Here is a 20,288-nt window from a genome sequence, read left to right on the forward strand (position 1 = left end):
GTGCTTTTTATTCATGTACTAACGAAAGGATGGGACGAAAATTGGCATACGAAAGATTTGTACTATGGAATGATGCAGTTATTGATACAACAAAACATCGCGCGTACATAGAACTTGAAGAACGAGGTTTACAATTTGGCGATGGTGTCTATGAAGTTATTCGCCTTTATAACGGAAACTTTCACTTATTAGACCCACATTTAACAAGATTATATCGATCCCTGGAAGAAATAGAATTATCACTTCCTTTCTCAAAAGCCGAACTCATCATCTTACTCTACAAATTAATTGAAAACAATAATTTCCACGAAGACGGAACAATTTACTTACAAGTATCTCGTGGTGTACAAGCTCGAGCACATGCATTCTCATATGACACATCTCCGACAATCTATGCTTATATTTCAAAAAAAGAAAGACCATCTTTATGGATTGAATACGGTGTACGTGCTATATCAGAACCTGATACACGCTGGCTCCGCTGTGATATTAAATCGCTAAATTTATTACCAAATGTATTAGCTTATACGAAAGCTGAGCGCAAAGGTTGTAAAGAAGCACTTCTCGTACGAAATGGTATCGTAACTGAAGGTAGCCACTCTAACTTCTTTCTCATAAAAAACGGAACACTGTATACACATCCAGCCAATCACCTTATTTTAAATGGTATTATTCGTCAGTACGTCCTTTCTTTAGCTAACACTCTTCAACTTCCTGTACAAGAAGAGCTTTTCAGCGTTCGCGATGTTTATCAAGCAGATGAATGCTTCTTTACGGGAACGACTATTGAAATTTTGCCGATGACCCATCTCGATGGAACTGCGATTCAAGATGGTCAAGTTGGCACTATCACCAAATTACTACAAAGGTCATTTTCTCAAAGTCTGTTAAAATCCAACAGCACATCTTCCTAAATACGAATAATCTTCTCATTTTCCACATCAAATATATGTATTTAAATGGAAATCAAGGTGTGAATTTATGCCTTGATTTTTTCTTGTAATCTTTTTGTCATATTCAGATTACCGCATAAGTCTTGACAGTAATCGACATGCTCTTTAGAATTTTTAACAGTTGGTAAATATTTCTTCACTACATTACAGACAGAAAGGAATCGACAAATTATGAAAAAATACCTTGCCGGTCTTGCGGCAGTGTCTGTAGCAGGAGGAGCAGCCCCTACACTTGATAGTGTTCAAGCTGCCCCTGAACAAAATACACAAAAAGCTGCTACACAAACTGTCCAAGCTTCCGCATCAAACAATTCATCATATACGGTGAATGCTAGCGTACTACATGTTCGCACAGGATCAAGTACTTCTCACGACGTCATCTCTCGCGTTTATAATGGTCAATCATTAAACGTAATTGGAGAAGAAAATGGTTGGTTCAAAATTAACCATAATGGACAAACTGGCTATGTTAGTGGCGAGTTTGTATCAAAAAATGGCGCAAAAACAAATAACAATGTAAGTACAGGTGGCAACAATAAAGTTACTGCTGATGTATTACGTGTACGTACAGCTCCTAACACTTCTAGTTCTGTTTCAGGACGTGTTTATGAAGGACAAACTTTAAACGTAATTGGAGAAGAAAATGGTTGGGTGAAAATCAACCATAACGGACAAACTGGTTATGTTAGTAGCCAATTTGTATCAGGTGCTTCTTCAAATACTGGCTCTACAAGCAATAACAACAATAGTAACAATGAAGCAACTGTTCAACCAGCAAGCGGAAACTATACAGTAAATGTATCTTCCCTTCGCGTTCGTACAGGTCCTAGCACTTCTCATCCAACTGTAGGTTCTGTTAAACAAGGACAAGTAGTACAAGTTGTAGGCGAAGTTCAAGATTGGTTCAAAATCAATTATGCAGGACAAACAGCCTACTTAAGCAAAGACTACGTAACAAAAGGCGGTTCTAACGAAAACGTCACTCAAGGTAACAACCAAGAGCAAAATAATAAGCCTGAACAAAACAATAATGTAACTGTTCAAACTGGTGGTACTTACGTCGTTAACGCAACATCTCTACGTGTTCGTACAGGCCCTGCTGCTTACCACAGTGTAATTGGTGGCGTGTTAAATGGTACAACATTAAACGTAGTTGGATCTGAAAACGGCTGGTTTAAAGTGAACTACCAAGGAAAAACAGGCTATGTTAGTAGCGAGTTTGTAAAATTCGTTAAAGGTGGCACTGCTACTCCTGAACAGCCGAAACAACCTGAACAAGGTGCAATTGGTGACTACTACATTAATGCTTCTGCACTAAATGTACGTAGCGGCGAAGGTACAAATTATAGAATCATAGGCGCACTTCCACAAGGACAGAAGGTTCAAGTAATCTCTGAAAACTCTGGATGGAGCAAAATTAACTACAACGGTCAAACTGGTTACATCGGAACACGTTTCCTATCTAAAACACCAGTTGGCGGCGCAGTAGATAATAAGCCTAACGACAACCAAAATAACAATCAAAATAATAACAACAATAATAATACTAATAATAGCGGTGACAGTTCTTCTCTACTTGCATACGCGAAATCTATGCAAGGCGTACCATACGTTTGGGGCGGTACTTCTGCTAACGGTGTTGACTGCAGTGGTTACATCTACCACGTATTTAAGAAATTTGGTCATAACATTAGCCGTCAAAGTGTTGCTGGATATTGGAGCAGCTTACCAAAAACTTCAAGTCCACAACCAGGTGACTTAATTTATTTCCAAAATACTTATAAAGCAGGTCCTTCTCACATGGGTATCTACCTTGGCGGGGGATCATTTATCCAATCTGGAGATAAAGGTGTAGCAATCGCTTCATTAAACAATTCTTATTGGAAAAGCCATTTCTTAGGGTATACGAAAGCACCTTAAGTTATAGTTTCAGAGCCTTCTAGTTTACTAGAAGGCTCTTTTTTAAAGGCCTCCGTATAGTAATCCCCTTTCATTCTCTCTCCGAAAAAATTATGTGTTCATTCTCCTATTTCATACACCATATTCTATAAAAATCGTCCAAAACGTTATCATAATGAATATATTCTCGCAAAAAACATAACCTATTTCATGTCAATTCATTTCATATGTGTTTTTTCAAAGAATTTTCTTTTTATTTAAACTTTTCATTAGACGTTTGACCTCCGATGTCCATTATGATAAGTTACTTAAGATGTTATATTCGCAAAAGTATAGACAACTGGTTTATACACTTTTTTACTATGAGGAAGGAGCATACACTGCATGAATCTTTTATGGGGAATTGGCGGCGTGATTGGAGTATTAGCAATTGCTTTCTTATTATCTTCCAACCGCAAAGCTATTAATTGGCGCACAATTTTAATCGCGCTAGCATTACAAATGACATTTTCATTTATTGTATTACGATGGGATGCTGGAAAAGCAGGCTTAAAAGTTGCTGCTGACGGCGTTCAAGGATTAATTAATTTTTCTTACGAGGGAATTAGATTCGTTGCTGGGGATTTAGTCAACGCAAAAGGACCTTGGGGATTTATATTCGTTATTCAAGCACTACTTCCAATTGTATTTATTAGTTCATTAGTTGCAATCTTATATTACTTAGGTATTATGCAGAAATTAGTTAGTTTCATTGGTGGTGCATTAAGTAAACTTCTCGGAACTTCTAAGGCAGAAAGCTTAAATGCAGTAACGACTGTATTTTTAGGACAAACAGAAGCACCAATTTTAATTAAACCTTACTTAGCACGTTTAACTAACAGTGAGTTCTTCACTATTATGGTAAGTGGTATGACAGCTGTTGCCGGATCGGTTCTTGTCGGCTATGCAGCGATGGGCATTCCGTTAGAGCATTTATTAGCAGCAGCAATTATGGCAGCTCCATCAAGTTTATTAATTGCAAAACTAATTATGCCAGAAACAGAAAAAGTAGATAATAACGTTGAACTTTCTACAGAACGTGAAGATGCGAACGTTATTGACGCAGCTGCACGCGGTGCATCTGAAGGTATACAACTTGTTATTAACGTAGCAGCAATGTTAATGGCTTTCATCGCATTAATCGCTTTATTAAATGGCCTATTAGGATGGGTTGGTTCTTGGTTCGATATTAAACTTAGCCTTGATTTAATCTTCGGTTACTTACTATCACCATTTGCAATCTTAATCGGGGTTTCACCAGGTGAAGCCGTGCAAGCAGCAAGTTTCATCGGTCAAAAACTTGCAATCAACGAATTCGTTGCATATGCAAACTTAGGACCACACATGGCAGAGTTCTCCGCAAAAACAAATATGATTTTAACATTCGCAATCTGTGGTTTTGCAAACTTCTCTTCTATCGCAATTCAATTAGGTGTAACAGGAACGTTAGCTCCTACTCGCCGTAAACAAATTGCACAATTAGGGATTAAAGCAGTTATCGCTGGTACACTAGCGAACTTCTTAAACGCAGCAGTTGCAGGTATGATGTTCCTATAAAGTGAAACTTTAATCAGTGGGGGTTTTCTTCATCCCCCACTGATTATTAGCCTTCACCAATCGGGCGTTTTCGGGCAGTTGAACTCCCACCTAACTTCTTTGCTCCAGCCGAATTTTATGGTGGGAGTTTTACTGCCCGGCGAATAGCGGGATAAATTCATGAAAGCCTCCTTTTTAAAAAGGAGGCTTTTTTATATAGTATAAACATAATTTTTATATATATTAAATCCTTTATGTCTAGATGTATAGACGATATGTTACAATAATTAGTATGTCTGTTTATTTTTTCTTGTACAAGAGGGATACTATTTGATGTATCTCGCCAAAAAGAATTCTAGCTACATGTTCCATTTCTTAATAATTGTGCATACTACAAATATCCAGCACGAATTATCTTTAAGGAGGAAAGTTTCGTGAAAGATAATTCCTACAAAGTCCTCTCTATGTGGATTTTACAAATTTTATTTTATTTTACTACTGTACATGTGACGAAATATGAGCACGCGCTCATTTTTACAATTATATATGTCATCATAAATGTACTATTCCTATTTTTAGCCGATAAAACAGCATTTATTTTCTTCATACTGGGAACCATTATTTCAGTATTCTATTTATTTTATGAAGCGTGGCTTCATTTATGGAGTACATCAGATCAATGGGAATATATTATTACCCACTTCCTGATGGTAGCTAACTTCTTCATTGTTTATATTTCAACCCATCTATTAAAAAAGGTTATCCTTAAAAATAAAGAGTTAACTGAACGAGTGAAAGTGCTTGAGCAATACATTGGAGAATCAAAATTATTAACAAGACAAGAATTCGAAAGACGACAAGCTTTATTAACAACTGCGATGAATCGTCGTAATGAAACAGGCATTATCATTTTCTTTGATTTCACTTCCTTTAGTAAATATACGAAGGAAAGTGTCATGGATCGTATAGCTTCATTATTAGTTGATACAGTCAGAACTGACTTTGACCTTGCTGCTGAATATGACAGCAACACATTAGTCATTTTATTACAAAACACAAATAAAGTCGGTGCTGACATTGTAATGAACCGTCTACATCCAAAAATGGAGCAATGGCTTGCTGCTGAAGCAATTCAAGATATTAAAATAAAACGAGAACAAATCAATACAAAAGGACATACCCCATTATGATGACACTCGTTATGCTTCTTTTATTTATTTTGTTTTGTGTACTTGTTTTCTGGATCAGCATCACATTTTCAATTAAATATGTATTGATTTTTACGGCCTTTCTATTCTCTGCTTTACTCGTTTATTACTCTTTCTTAACAATTGCGGGCTTAATTCATCGAAATAGTAAACGAAAAGATCGTACGCTAGAACATTATCCAAGTGTGGATATTTTAATACCTGCCCATAATGAAGGGGTTGTTATTAAAGATACATTAGAAGCAATGGCAAAGATTGAATACCCAGGCAAACTAAACGTTTATTTATTAAACGATAACTCTCAAGATGAAACACCTGAAATTGGCGATGATTTCGACAGAGCTTATGCTCATATTCATCACATTCGTGTACCACCTGGCGAACCGAAAGGAAAATCACGTGTATTAAACTACGGCCTTAGCATTTCGGATGGTGAATATTTCTGTGTTTACGATGCAGATAATCAACCTGAACCACATGCTTTACGAATGCTCGTAGAACATGCTGAAACAACAAAGGATGCCGTTGGAGCAGTTGGACACGTTCGTACAGTAAATGAAAAAAGAAATTGGCTTACACGAATGATTTCATTAGAATTTCAGATTTTCCAGCTCCTTATGCAATCTGGACGCTGGCTATTATTCCAAACAGGTTCACTAACCGGAACAAATATGCTTCTTCGTCGTTCCGCATTAGAAGAACTTGGCGGCTATGACCCTTATGCAATCGCAGAGGATGCCGAATTAACATTAAGAATTACCCAAAATGGCTATCTCTTACCAATCGTCCCGGAATCGATTACATGGGAACAAGAACCTGAGCATTTAAACATTCTTATTAAACAGCGTACACGTTGGCTTCAAGGAAATTTATACATTTTAGAAAAAATGTTTTCTTCGTTAAGCTTCTTTAAAGGAAAACTTCTCGTCCATTCCTTACAACAAGTTTTAGTGTATGTCGTATTTTGGCTATTCCTAATCATTTCAAACGTTTGGTTTGTAATTGGACTGCTCGGCATATTCCAAATTCAATATAGCATTCCATTACTATTTATGTGGTATGTCGCATATATTACATATGTTTCTCAATTATTTAGTGCCCAGAGCGTCGAACGAACCTTTACACCGACCAACATTTTCATAAGCGTCATTATGTACTTTACGTACGCACAGCTCTTTACGTATTTGTTTATTCGCAGTCTCATTCTTTACTTACGCGCAAAGAGCAAGAAACAAGTAATTGGTTGGGATAAAACAGTACGATTTAAAAAAGAAAAATAGATTTCATTAAAAAATAAGCACAGAGCGCCGTATGCTCTGTGCTTATTTTTTACCGTAATACTATATATCAGACAATACCCCTTAGCAGAAAGTTATTTCACGTCCATCCCCCAACGAACGATCGACCTTCATTTATATACGAAAAAGTGATTGCTATTTTTGTAGAACCAATTGCTTCTCTTGATGCTCTTTACGAGTTTCAGTCTTCGGTTCCGTGCTTTCTTGGGCATTTCGATGTGCCACACGTTTCAAACAAATATGCTTCCACTTTCTTTCGTAACGTTTCATTATTCTAGTTGTCCCCCTTGAATGCGCTTTAAAACTATTTGAAATCGCTTACAGGAAATAATATAGCACATATACATAAAAGTGACAACACATTTCCGACATATTTTTGTCAAAAATATGAATATAATGTGTAAAATATCGGATATTGTCGAACCATATCGATTTTTCTTTTTAAATTACCGATATCTATAGTATTCTGCAACAAAGTAATGCTTTTCCTACAATAGTATAGAACAGTGAAAAAGGACTGCCGACATTCGACAGTCCTTTTACTATTTATATATACAGAATTTTTTTCTTCTATTATTAATGTTGTTTCATACGCCCTTCTTTTTGCAACTCTTTAAATAGTGCTGCAATCATAAAGAAAATAACAAATACAAATGGGAATGCCGCAATAATCGACGCAGTTTGCAGCGCCTCTAATCCACCGACATACAATAAGGTCGAAGCTATCGCCGCTAGAACAATACCCCAAACCATTTTGATGCGATTTGGTGGGTTTAAGCTACCATGTGTCGTTAACATCGCTAGAACAAACGTAGCAGAGTCTGCCGATGTAATAAAGAATGTTGAAATAAGTAAAATAGCTAACACACATAAAGCCGGGCCCATACTACCCATCTGGTCTAACATAGCAAACAATCCTACTTCTGTGCCCATTTCTTTAATTTGGCCATATATATTCGCCCCGTCGAACAATTCCATATGAATACCTGTTCCTCCGAAAACAGAGAACCAAAGCGCACCAATTACTGTTGGTACGAGTAACACACCAATAACAAATTCACGAATTGTACGCCCACGTGACACACGAGCAATAAACGTACCTACGAATGGTGACCATGCAATCCACCATGCCCAGTAGAAAATTGTCCATGACTGGATCCATTGATTTCCGCCTTCATTTAATGGACTTAAACGGAAACTCATACTTGGCAATTCTTGAATGTAGGATCCGATTGTTGAAGTGAAATAATTCATAATAAAGTTTGTTGGACCTGCAAATAATACAATTATCATAAGTGCAAACGCTAAAATAATATTCGCATTACTTAAATATTTAATTCCTTTATCGAGTCCCGTTTGCGCAGATAGCATATAAAGAACAGTTACAATTCCGATGATTACTAGCTGTGTCGGTAATGAGTTTGGAATGGATGTTAAATAACTAACACCACCCGCAATTTGCTTTGCCCCAAGTCCTAATGATGTCGCCACACCAAATACTGTCGCAAATACAGCTAGAACATCAAACATATGGGCAATACGGCCATGTTCACCGCCTTTAAATAGTGGACCCACTGTCGCACTAATTGTACTTGCTCTTCCTTTTCTAAATGTAAAATACGCAATACATAATGCTACAAGTGCATATAATCCCCACGGATGTAATCCCCAGTGGAAAAATGAGAAACGAAGTGCAAGACGTGCACTCTCTTCAGTCGCACCCTCTCCAAACGGAGGTGTGTATAAATGATTCAACGGTTCTGCAACGCCCCAGAAAACCAAACCGATTCCCATACCGGCACTAAATAACATAGCAAACCATGTCATATAACTATAATCAGGTTCATCATCATCTTTACCTAAACGAATCGAACCGTACTTAGAAACAATTAAGAAAATAGCAATTCCTAAGAAAATAGAAACGGAAATAATATAGAACCATCCAAACTTACTAACTAACGCAGCTTGAATTGCAGTCGTTACATTTCCTAAGCTACCTTTTCCAATAATAGATTCGGGAATAATCCCCCAAAGTGTAAATGTAATACATAATGTTAATGAGACAATAAATGTTTTCGTCAGTTTCCTCATCAAATCCCCCTTCGTATGTTTCATTTCTTGTAAATATCATAAATTCCGATGTGTTAAATCGGATAGAAAACCATAGTTTTTTGTGGTGATTTTCTTTCGGCTCTCTCAAGTTTGCCTTCACCAATTAGAGTTCTTATGGACAGCCTTACCTTCCGTACAACCTTTTCACTCTGCAAGAGCTACAAGATTGGAATACTACTGTCAAATTGTGTGAGAAAAATGCGGATGGGAAGAGATTTTCCCAAAAAAGGATGTGTTACAGTTTTAAAAAAGGGCAGATTTATTCTTTACAACCCTTTCTTCTTGTAACAATTATGCGGTTTTTTGCTAGTATATAGCGCGTGTTTATAACTTCACAAACGAGATGTTTATGTTTATATAACTATTTTACCCATAAAACGGTAAAATACTCAAGGAATGTAGTCGTATGGTAATCATTATGTAACGCCCTTGTAACATTTTTAGCTTCATTGAAAAAAACATGTTGTATTAAAAATTTTGACTATAACTATAAACCTACTAAAAATACGGAGTGAAAAACGCTTTCCTTCATTTCCTGCTATGTTACAAAGTGTTAACGACTTATTACGAATGGTTTGTAATTGTGTGTTTTCCCAAAATCCAAAAAAATCTGTTGCTATAATGAGGACACGAAAACAAACGCAATGGAGGCTATCATGAAAAAATTAATTGGAATAGCAACAGCAGCAGTTTTTGGTCTTGGGATTTTCACCGCATCTGCTAACGCAGAAACTGTTGTAAAAACAGACGTACTAAATGTACGAGAAAACCCTACTACTGAATCAAAAGTTGTCGGTAAATTACAGAATGGTCATAAATTAGATGTTCTAAATACAGAGAACGGATGGTCACAAATCAAATTAGATGGTAAAGACGCATTCGTAAGTACAGAGTTTACAAAGAACTCTTACTATGTAACAGCTAACGTATTAAATGTACGTGCTGAAGCGAACACAAACTCAGAAATTCTTGGAACGCTTAAGAAAGACGATATGATCGAAACAACGAACCAAGTACAAAATGAGTGGTTACAATTTGAATATAACGGGAAAACGGCTTATGTTCATGTTCCTTTCTTAACAGGTACAGCACCTGTTATTGAGAAACAAGAAACGCCTGCTCCTGCTAAAGCTCAAGCACCAGCTAAGGCCCAAGCACCTGCACCAGTAAAAACAGCTGCTAAGCCTGCTGTGAAAACTGCTGAAACTAGCGAACCTTCTAATGGTCGTGAGTTAACAGTTGTAGCTACAGCATATACAGCTCATCCGAGCGAAAACGGTGGCACATACGGCGGCCGTGTATTAACTGCAATGGGTCATGACCTAACAGCGAACCCAAACATGAAAATGATTGCTGTTGACCCGAAAGTAATCCCATTAGGATCTAAAGTATGGGTTGAAGGTTATGGAGAAGCAATCGCTGGTGATACTGGCGGTGCAATTAAAGGTAACCGTATCGACATTCTACTTGGATCAGATAGCGCTTCTCAAAAATGGGGACGCAAAACTGTTAAAGTGAAAATTTTAAAATAACCAATGACTGCTAAATTACAGCCGGTTCTCTTTATTTGAGAGCTGGCTTTTATTTTTTTATAATAGCTATAAGGAGGTTATGTCCATGAACGTACAAGCAAAAGTAGACTGGGTCGGTACACCAAAGCCGTACATATATAAAGATGATGTAACATACGATGCAATCGCAATTGACTTCTCACTCGCAAACGATGACAATCGCTATAAATTAATTGTGCTCAAGTCTGAAGAACATACACATTACAAACTCGTACAATACGGAATAAAACCAGGATCCCAAAAGCCATTCCCTATTGATATTCCATTCGAACAAGAAATGCTACCGCTCATAGAACAAATATTAAATGATCCATATGTACAAGCGATATTAAAGGAAGCGCGCTTTTAATCGAAAAAAAGACTATCTCTGGTCTTATCCCTGTCAAGTAGACAGTATTAAAAAGACTAAGCAGCCATCGAGATTCGATATTCTATCGGAGCTCGATGGTTGAGTCGTTTTTGGAACCGTTTATAGTTATAAAAGTAAATATATTCTTCAATTGCTTGTATTAAATCTTCTTCTGTTTTAAAATGATTCAAATACAACATCTCCGATTTAAAATGGGAGAAAAATGACTCGATACAGGCATTATCATGGCAGTTTCCTTTGCGAGAGTGGCTGCCAATGATACCTAAATCTAAAAGTCGTTTGTTGTAGGCATGAGATGTGTACTGGAATCCCTGATCTGAATGGAGAATGGTTCCACGCACATCTCTTTTTTGTGCCAACATTTCAATTGTATCTAATACAAGTTCATTATCATTGCGCTTGGATATTTTCCAAGAAACAACTTCGTTATTATAAATATCTTGGACAACAGAAAGATACCGAAATCCCTCTTGGAATCGTAGGTACGTAATATCTGTAACAAGTGCTTCATTTTGTTGACGATTTTTAAATTCACGGTTTAAAACATTCGGAAAAACATTGGAATAGTTCCCTTTAAAGAAGCGACGCTTCTTCCGAATAATAGACTGAATGTTGAGCTCACTCATTAAGCGATATACCTTTTTGTGATTTATAAAATAACCTTTTTCTTGTAAAGCGATTTTCATACGTGGATAACCATATTCCTTGTGCTTTACGTGAATAGATTGTATTACCTTTTTTAATCGTTGATCGGACTCTAGTCGCATGTTTTTTATGCTTTTTGTATGAATCCACTTATAGTAACTTGAACGATGTACACCCGCAAATTTAGTAAGCCATAGAACTGGATATTTTCTCTTTAATGATTCAATGATACGATATCTCTCTTTATATTTTGGTACGCCCCCATTTACAGATTTGGATACTGCTTTTTTAAATATTCAACCTGAGCCTTATAGTAGTCACGTTCCTCTTCAATGGTGTTGAAATGAACACGTTTGCCTTTTAAAGGGTTTGGTATCCCTTTCATTCCACTATTTTTCCCACGAGCATCTGTAATTTCACCACATTCTTTATATTTTTTTACCCAATTTTTAAGTTGTGTAGAGCTTTTAATCTGATATTTCTCCGTTATCATATCGTAGCTTCCTTCTCCGTTTAAATAACTTTGAACAGCTGATAACTTTACTTCTTCCGAGTATGTATTAAATGTTGTACCTTTTTTTGCCATGAAAAATCCCCTCCAAGTAATAGTGTAACATCCATGTTTATACATGGTCTTTTTAACACTGTCTACCTAAAGGGGATAATATCACTCTATACTTGAGATAGTCTTTCTTATATTAACGAGTCGGACCAGATACATCCTTTGACTTCAGCGTATTATTCGCTCCAAGAGAATGGTACAACAGCTTTCCATTTCCATTAACAGTAACGATATGGTCATTATTAAAGCTCTTGAATTTTACAGAGCCATCACCATAACGAATATGATATTCTTCATATGTCGTTACTTTATATTTCGTCGCACTTTGACGTTCTACATTACGAATATTCATTGTCAATAAATCTTCTGTAATTCCTTTTTTCTGTAGATATTGTAAGTAATCACGGTCTTCCTTATACGATTTTCCGCTCTTATCATAATCATTTTCAATTAAACTAAAATCGTTTAATGCAATTGCACGTACGTTATTATAAATATGATTTTGTACAAAATCTCCAACCGCTGAACTAGAAGCTTCTTTTGGGAAATTTAAGTAATATGTACTTTGATCTCCAACTTTAATACTTTCAGATTTCATCACACCAAATTCAGCGTTTTTCTCTAAATGTACTTCTACCGTTTCATCCGTCGGTACAGGACCAAGTTTATAACTTCCGTAATTTAACTTTCCGCTTTTCTTGCCATTAACAAATACAGTTGCATCTCTTTCATCAGACGAAATGGTTACATAATTTCCTTCAAGTGATAAATTCACTTCTACTGTCCCATTCTTTTCATCTGCTAAATCTACTTCTTTTTCTGTCTCTAATTCAGCAAGTTCCGTCTTCGCCTTTGCCTTTACAACATAAGTACCCGGGAAGTATGGACCTAATTCTTTCGAAGCTTTATCACTAGAAAGCTCTGTTTCTTTTTTATCATTCACATATATTTCAGCATTCTTTGCAGTTGTGCTAACACTCATGTAATACGATTTCATGCTGAACTTATACTTCGGATATAAGAACCACTCTTTCCCGTCTTCTACAATTTGCCCATCTTTAAAAGATGCTTTATCATTTGCTAACTTTTGATCTACTGTCTCTCTTTGCAAATATGATAACAGTTCTTTATTATAGGACGGATTTTCTTTTAAATAACGGATATACGCCTTAATATCCTCTGTCTTAATCTTTAAGCTTGGATCATCAACTTTCACAAACTCATCGATTGCATTCACATCTTTCTTTTGAAATGCCTCGATCATAACATTTACTTGTTTTTCCTTCGAAAACTTGCTTGCACCGAATTTATATGCACCAAACAAAATAGCAAAAACAATGACAAAACCTATAAGTAAAAACATGTTTTTCTTACTTTTCACTGGCTTTGTTTCTCTCCGCATTTCTGAATGAGAAGAAGCTGTTTGATCAGCGATTTCTTCTACTTTACTTCCGCAACCAGGACAAAAGTTCAATTGACCTGCGACTTGTTTATTGCATGTTCCACAAAACTTCAATTATTTCTCCCCCTTATTTTTTTACTAATTTCATACCCGCGAATGTTAATACGTAAGAAATAAGAAAACTACCTACTATTAAATATAGCGTGTTACTTTGAATAGATAATATCGGTCCAGAAATTCCAGCGAACTCCTTCATAATTTCCTTACTTCCTGAGGCTGTAATATGAATTTTTGCTAATCCATTTACACATAGCATCATCAACGTATAAACAGCACTAAACACTGCTATAGTTACGTACATATTTCGCATACGATATTGAGCCAATTTCATTCCAGCCCTAACTAGTAGAATACATGGTAGAAGAATTAATAATCCCCACCAATGTAAATATGAATTAAAATCATCAATATCTTTTATACGATCAGCACTAGCACCATTAGCGATTTCCAGGTCTTTTAAAGACGTGTCCTTTATTGATATGCCTGACACATACGATACATGCAGCGGCCCTTTTTCGACTGAATATCTACTCATTTCTTTCTCCATATCTCCCCATTCAATTTCAGTTGGAGAAAAGTGAGCCATATTCCACATGAAAGGTGTTGCTTCTAAAGAAAGTAATGCTTTATACGCCTTCTCTGGAAAATCAATTGGACCCATTGATTTTGAACTACTAAATAAAATCGTAATAAGTATAATACCAAATGTAATAAGTAGTCCTTTCAAAACAGTCACTATACTATAATAAATAGACGTTGCATACGGGACAAACTGACTAGTAGAAGAAAGCATACGATGTGGTCCTGCTTCAATACTCATACCAATAAAGCTGAATAATAGACCAAATATAATACCAAACAATAAACTAACAACATGAGAATATACGACATCAATAGTCATCGTTTGATAGAAATAAGAAATAGATGTAGAAGAACTTGCTATAAAGCTTACAATACATAAGAAAATACCGTATATCATGCCAATTACACATGATGTCATGAACTTCTCTCGCCAACTAATTGAAGGTTTTTTTCTCTCTACAAAAAATCCACTTCCACCTAATATAAGTGCTGGAATAGTTAACAAGATGAACAATGGGATATGAAGAAGGAATGACATCGTGTATGCCCCGCTCCCGCTAATTTCAATACCTATTAAATGACACATTAAAATTAATGGTGCTATACCAATAAATGATTGATTAACGGTAGTCATATTCAACATACCATCCGTATTTCTAACCGCTGTCTCCACTACATCATTTATAGCAGCATCTATTATTAAACTGCCAATGAAGCCTGCAATGAACATACATACAATTGCAAAAGCACCACCGAATAATCCTTTTTTCAGCATACTTCCTGATGGATTTACATGTGATTGCACTCCTGCATTTGGTAATTTCACGTTCGATTCTTTTGGAGCGACTCCTAATAAAGAATCACCGCATTTCTCACAATATGTAGCATAGTCTTTACTTTCCTGTCCACATGTTCGGCAATACTTCGAAGATTGCGGGACTAACATAACATGGCTATCTATGCTATCCGTACTTGAGCCGTCGTGTGTACAATAGTTTACTGCCCCTGGCTGCTCTAAACCGCAAATTTTACAATACATGTTCCTCACTCCTTACTTTGCTTCATACCACATGCTGGACAAAATGTAGCTTCCGTCGCAATTTGTTCACCACATGAAGAACATGCTTCTTTTTCAATATTTTTTGATTGAAGGAGTAACTCATTTTCTTTCCCACACTGCCCGCAAAATTTATCATTTAATGATAATGGACCACCGCAACTGCACTGACCTTTTTGTTCTTGGCTCTGTAAATTAGACATTTGTCTGCGCGTGTTATAAATAGCAACATCAAGCTCTTGTACTGGTGCTACAATAGCTTTCAACAAATCTACTCGAACCTCATCATCACGAAGTTGCATATATACCGTTTGACCAAGTTCAAGTAAAATTTCAGTTTTAGCTTGTAACTTCTCTTGTGTAATCTTCTTTAATTGCGCAATTTCCTGTGCTACTTGCAACTTCATCTTGCCTTGCTCAATTCCTTCTTGCAACTTATTCATGCCATTACCAAACTTCGATTGTAAATCTGACAAACAAATTCTCTCCTTTTAATTACATAGTAATATACAAAATTAACATTATATATATTACCATGATTTTCTAATTGTGTAATTAGAATTTCATTTTTTCTGTTTTGAGCATTTTTTGTTTATAATGGTAAAGGAAAGAAATCTGTGTACGGAGGAATATTATGCTGCAAGACTCAATTACGAAAGATGAAATTATGATGATTGCGAATGAGTTCGTTCAAGGGCTTGATCCACAGCAAGTTGCTGATCAGGAGCATGTCGCTACAGCTCGGCACCTATATCGTAGTGGTGTTGTCTATAACGTTGACTTTGATGGCTATACGCTATCCGGAACTGTAAATGCTGAAGGCAGTGTATATAGCGTTCACATCCCGATTCGTAATGTCACTGAAAGCTATTGCGATTGCTTCGCGCCAACGCAATGTCAGCATATGCTTGCTGTGTTACTATCTGCAGCTTCTAGCTTTGGGCAGGTAGGAGATGTATTAACTTTATTCAAAAATAATACAAAACCTTCTCTTCCTCCTATTCGAACTGCAAGACAAGTATTGCAATCATCAGCTTTTGAAGAAATGGATTATAAAAGTTGGCAAACATACTTTGAAAATGAATATGAATCATTTAAAAAAGAACAAGCGCGGCTCACTTATAAACAAATGTATTTTCTTATGAGTCTTTTTACAGACTTCTATACAAAATTAGAACGGAAGGCTCCGCGCATCGTTGCTATTCATGAATTATTTAAGTTGCACGCGGCACTTTATTGCTTTCAAAAATTATTAGAAGAAATTCAAGAATTTGAAGCAAACAAACTATATTCTTATCACCAACCAGTTAACGTCGTTCGCCTATTCGTTGATAAAGTTGAATCTACCGTTAGGGACCTAAAAACAGAGGAGATTCCAGAAGAAGCCAAACCGATTTTACAAGAAACAGCTCGGCTCATACATGAAGCATTCTTCTCTACCGATGCCTATACACAAGAGCGATTCTTCATTTATCGTCACGTATGGGGTGAACTGTTAAGAACAGAAGAGCAGCTACAAGAAGAAGAAAAACGAATCGATACTAAAATCAATCCACTTTCCAAAGCATTAGCATCTTCTCATCTGCTCTTTTTAAATAATGAAGACTTATCGGCAATGGAATTACTCAAAAAACAGCCTGCTTCTGTTGTGAGCCTTTACTTCTATTGGTTAGAAGAGTTATTAAGTGCGATGCAGTGGGACCGTGCTAAAAGCTGGCTTTCCTTTACTTATAAACAAGTAAAAGAAACGATAACGGAACAAGAGAATACCGTCTTCATACAAGATATCGTTCGATTATTTGTGATGGTGTATGAGACATATGCAACGCATACGAATGAACAAGCGGGATTAGAAATGATTTTACAAGAACTATTACCGTATAGTTTCACAAATTATGAACAATACGTACTAGCGAAGAAACAATACCATGCATGGACGGAACTTCAGCTCTTATATGGATTCGAAGTAATCGAACTTTTGAAAGAACCATTGAAAGATATTGAAAAGGAAGCGCCCGAAGCAGCACTTCCTCTTTATCACCATGCCGCAATGGAAGCAATTGAAGAGCGAAATCGCAAATCATATAAACGTGCCGTTCGTTACTTAAAGAAATTACGTATGCTTTATAAACGACTGAAGCGAACTGATGAATGGGATGCTTTCATTATTCATATCGCTAACTTACATTCACGTCTGCGTGCACTACAAGAGGAATTACGGAGAGGAAAATTAATCGATGATCATACAAACTGAAGTAACAATTAGGCTCCAGCACGTTAGTCAAGGTTGGTTCCTTTGGGGAGAAGATGATAGCGGTACGCTCTTATCCGTAGCAACTTGGAAAAAAAATGCATTCGCATGGCACTCTACTTCCTTCTACGGAACGTTTTTAAAAGAAGCAACGTATGAGGGAAAACAAGGCGTTATGTTAACGAATGCACAGGCATTTGAATACATCGCAAATAAACCGATGAATTCATTTGCAAATATGCAAATGAACGGTCCTATTACGGCACTTACAAAGGACGCAAGTGAATTATGGGACGCTTTCGTCAGCGGCAGCTTCGCACCTGACATGAAGCATTGGTCTCAGCAGCCATCTTGGAAAGTTCAGAATACCTCAATTGAAGATGACATGTTAGCATCTCTTTTCTCTGCCGCTGTGAACGAAAGTATTTTGCAAGATGCTCGCTCAAATGACGGATGGGAAGATGCAAAGAGACTATATGAACATTACGACTTTACGAAAAGGCAATTGGAAGCAGCACTACATGAAGAAGATTGGCTTCGAAAAATTGGTTACATTGAAGATGACCTTCCATTTACAGTCGGCTTAAGACTACAAGAACCGCAAGAAGAACTTGAAATGTGGAAGCTTGAAACAATCGTTACACCAAAACGTGGTGCGCATCGCATATATGTATATGAAAGTATCGATTCCTTGCCAAAACGATGGCACGATTACGAAGAACGTATTCTTGAAACACAAGAAGGATTCAGTAAGCTCGTACCGTGGCTAAAAGAGGACGACAAGTTCCGAGAAGAACTCTTTGAAACGGAAGCTTGGAACTTCTTAACCGAAGCAAGTAATGAATTACTCGCAGCAGGCATTACAATTCTACTACCATCATGGTGGCAAAATTTAAAAGCAACAAAACCAAGGTTACGTGTACAGCTGAAGCAAAGTACAGCACAAACACAGTCTTTCTTCGGCATGAATACGCTCGTTAATTTTGACTGGCGCATTTCAACAGACGGAATTGATTTATCAGAAAGCGAATTTTTCGAACTCGTTGAGCAGAACAAACGTCTTTTCAATTTAAATGGTCAATGGATGAGACTTGATCCTGCCTTTATTGAAGAAGTAAGAAAACTAATGCACCGTGCCGATAAATATGGACTAGAAATGAAAGACGTGTTGCAGCAACATTTATCTAGCACGGCGGAAACAGAAATTGTAGAAGACGATAGTCCTTTTAGCGATATTGAAATCGAGCTAGATGGATATTATGAAGAGCTTTTCCAAAAACTTCTGCACATTGGAGATATTCCAAAAGTAGATGTACCATCTTCGTTACAAGCAACACTCCGCCCATATCAACAACACGGTGTTGAGTGGTTGCTATACTTACGAAAGCTTGGATTTGGAGCATTATTAGCTGATGATATGGGACTTGGAAAAAGTATTCAAACGATAACTTACTTACTATACGCTAAAGAAAACAATCTCCAAACAGGTCCTGCATTAATTGTGGCACCAACATCAGTCCTTGGAAATTGGCAAAAGGAATTTGAGCGTTTCGCACCAAGTTTACGTGTTCAGTTACACTATGGTAGTAACCGAGCTAAGGATGAGTCATTTAAAGATTTTCTTCAATCAGCAGATGTTATATTAACTTCTTATGCATTAGCTCAGCTTGATGAAGAAGAACTTAGTACGTTATGCTGGGACGCTGTTATTTTAGACGAAGCACAAAATATAAAAAACCCACATACGAAACAGTCGAAAGCAGTAAGAAACTTACAAGCAAATCATAACATTGCTTTGACCGGTACACCGATGGAAAACCGACTTGCTGAGCTTTGGTCTATTTTCGACTTTATCAATCATGGGTATCTCGGAAGCTTAGGACAATTCCAGCGCCGCTTCGTCACACCGATTGAAAAGGACCGCGATGAAGGAAAAATCCAGCAAGTACAGCGGTTTATCTCGCCGTTTTTACTGCGTCGTACGAAGAAAGATCAAACAGTCGCATTAAACTTACCAGATAAACAAGAACAGAAAGCCTATTGTCCACTAACTGGCGAACAGGCTTCCTTATACGAACAACTTGTTCAAGATACATTGCAAAATGTAGAAGGATTAAGCGGAATTGAAAGACGCGGATTTATATTACTTATGCTGAACAAGCTAAAACAAATTTGTAATCACCCAGCACTTTATTTGAAAGAAGAAGAACCACAAAATATCGTCGAGCGCTCTATGAAAACAAAAACAGTAATGGAGCTCATCGAAAATATAAAAGACCAAAATGAAAGTTGCTTAATCTTCACTCAGTACATTGGCATGGGGAACATGCTAAAAAGTATGTTAGAAGAAGCATTCGGTCAGCGCGTCCTCTTCTTAAACGGGAGCGTACCAAAGAAAGAGCGTGACAAGATGATTGAGCAGTTCCAAAACGGAACGTATGACATCTTCATCTTATCGTTAAAGGCCGGCGGAACAGGATTAAACTTAACTGCTGCTAACCATGTCATTCACTATGACCGTTGGTGGAATCCAGCTGTAGAAAACCAAGCAACAGACCGTGCTTATCGCATCGGTCAAAAACGCTTCGTTCACGTTCACAAACTTATTACAACAGGAACACTTGAAGAGAAAATTGATGAAATGTTAGAACGAAAACAATCATTAAACAACGCCGTCATTACAAGCGATAGTTGGATGACCGAACTATCAACAGACGAACTAAAAGAATTACTTGGCGTATAA

General features: G+C 36.9%; 15 protein-coding genes. 9 read left to right on the top strand and 6 right to left on the bottom strand.

Going from position 1 to position 20,288, the window contains the following annotated elements:
* Positions 1-29: 29 nt before the first annotated feature.
* The 5 genes from MKX77_RS25385 to MKX77_RS25405 all read left to right on the top strand — a co-directional run bounded on the left by MKX77_RS25385 (position 30) and on the right by MKX77_RS25405 (position 6,915).
* Positions 30-914, top strand: coding sequence for a D-amino-acid transaminase (locus tag MKX77_RS25385; RefSeq protein ID WP_341308115.1), 885 nt, complete (start codon positions 30-32; stop codon positions 912-914).
* A 210-nt stretch (positions 915-1,124) separates the two neighbouring features.
* Complete coding sequence (locus tag MKX77_RS25390) at positions 1,125-2,873, top strand: C40 family peptidase (protein ID WP_341308116.1); 1,749 nt, start codon at positions 1,125-1,127, stop codon at positions 2,871-2,873.
* 363 nt (positions 2,874-3,236) lie between these two features.
* A complete protein-coding gene (locus tag MKX77_RS25395) occupies positions 3,237-4,448 on the top strand; it encodes a NupC/NupG family nucleoside CNT transporter (protein WP_341308117.1) in 1,212 nt (403 codons plus the stop codon).
* Between the two features lie 413 nt (positions 4,449-4,861).
* Entirely contained in the window at positions 4,862-5,617 is a 756-nt protein-coding gene (locus MKX77_RS25400) for a dGTP triphosphohydrolase (protein WP_341308118.1), read from the top strand.
* Positions 5,614-6,915 (top strand): glycosyltransferase family 2 protein, encoded by a 1,302-nt coding sequence (locus MKX77_RS25405; RefSeq protein ID WP_341308119.1) that lies wholly within the window; start codon positions 5,614-5,616, stop codon positions 6,913-6,915. The genes MKX77_RS25400 and MKX77_RS25405 overlap by 4 nt, the downstream gene beginning before the upstream one ends.
* 153 nt (positions 6,916-7,068) lie before the next feature.
* On the opposite strand, the gene MKX77_RS25410 is transcribed toward MKX77_RS25405, so the two are convergent.
* Together MKX77_RS25410 and opuD are read right to left on the bottom strand one after the other, a co-directional pair.
* Positions 7,069-7,203, bottom strand: a complete 135-nt coding sequence (locus MKX77_RS25410; RefSeq protein WP_002068447.1) for a hypothetical protein — start codon at positions 7,201-7,203, stop codon at positions 7,069-7,071.
* 306 nt (positions 7,204-7,509) lie between these two features.
* Positions 7,510-9,024 (bottom strand): glycine betaine transporter OpuD, encoded by a 1,515-nt coding sequence (gene opuD, locus MKX77_RS25415; protein WP_078174877.1) that lies wholly within the window; start codon positions 9,022-9,024, stop codon positions 7,510-7,512.
* A gap of 677 nt (positions 9,025-9,701) precedes the next feature.
* Here opuD and MKX77_RS25420 point away from each other — a divergent pair.
* Positions 9,702-10,577, top strand: a complete 876-nt coding sequence (locus MKX77_RS25420) for a cell wall-binding protein EntA (RefSeq protein ID WP_341308120.1) — start codon at positions 9,702-9,704, stop codon at positions 10,575-10,577.
* A gap of 85 nt (positions 10,578-10,662) precedes the next feature.
* Positions 10,663-10,965 (top strand): DUF3910 family protein, encoded by a 303-nt coding sequence (locus tag MKX77_RS25425; RefSeq protein WP_215554758.1) that lies wholly within the window; start codon positions 10,663-10,665, stop codon positions 10,963-10,965.
* Positions 10,966-11,021: 56 nt separating this feature from the next.
* Here MKX77_RS25425 and MKX77_RS25430 read toward each other — a convergent pair.
* The 4 genes from MKX77_RS25430 to MKX77_RS25445 form a co-directional block, all read right to left on the bottom strand.
* Positions 11,022-12,217 (bottom strand): IS3 family transposase gene (locus MKX77_RS25430; protein ID WP_341306816.1). Its coding sequence is split into 2 segments (ribosomal slippage): positions 11,022-11,911 and positions 11,911-12,217, totalling 1,197 coding nucleotides; the frame shifts between segments, so codons are not numbered across the junction.
* 112 nt (positions 12,218-12,329) lie between these two features.
* Positions 12,330-13,709 carry a zinc ribbon domain-containing protein gene (locus MKX77_RS25435; RefSeq protein WP_341308121.1) on the bottom strand — a complete coding sequence of 460 codons (1,380 nt, stop codon included), beginning with the start codon at positions 13,707-13,709 and terminating at the stop codon, positions 12,330-12,332.
* A gap of 13 nt (positions 13,710-13,722) precedes the next feature.
* A complete protein-coding gene (locus MKX77_RS25440) occupies positions 13,723-15,276 on the bottom strand; it encodes a hypothetical protein (protein WP_341308122.1) in 1,554 nt (517 codons plus the stop codon).
* Positions 15,277-15,281: 5 nt separating this feature from the next.
* Positions 15,282-15,770 carry a zinc ribbon domain-containing protein gene (locus tag MKX77_RS25445; RefSeq protein ID WP_341308123.1) on the bottom strand — a complete coding sequence of 163 codons (489 nt, stop codon included), beginning with the start codon at positions 15,768-15,770 and terminating at the stop codon, positions 15,282-15,284.
* Between the two features lie 158 nt (positions 15,771-15,928).
* Between MKX77_RS25445 and MKX77_RS25450 the strand changes: the two genes are divergently transcribed.
* Both MKX77_RS25450 and MKX77_RS25455 read left to right on the top strand, forming a co-directional pair.
* Complete coding sequence (locus MKX77_RS25450; protein WP_341308124.1) at positions 15,929-17,548, top strand: SWIM zinc finger family protein; 1,620 nt, start codon at positions 15,929-15,931, stop codon at positions 17,546-17,548.
* A complete protein-coding gene (locus tag MKX77_RS25455; protein WP_215554763.1) occupies positions 17,532-20,288 on the top strand; it encodes a DEAD/DEAH box helicase in 2,757 nt (918 codons plus the stop codon). Before MKX77_RS25450 ends, MKX77_RS25455 begins: the two co-directional genes overlap by 17 nt.

Origin of the sequence: Bacillus sp. FSL R9-9410, from assembly GCF_038050385.1 — a bacterium.
Lineage (GTDB): Bacteria > Bacillota > Bacilli > Bacillales > Bacillaceae_G > Bacillus_A > Bacillus_A cereus_U.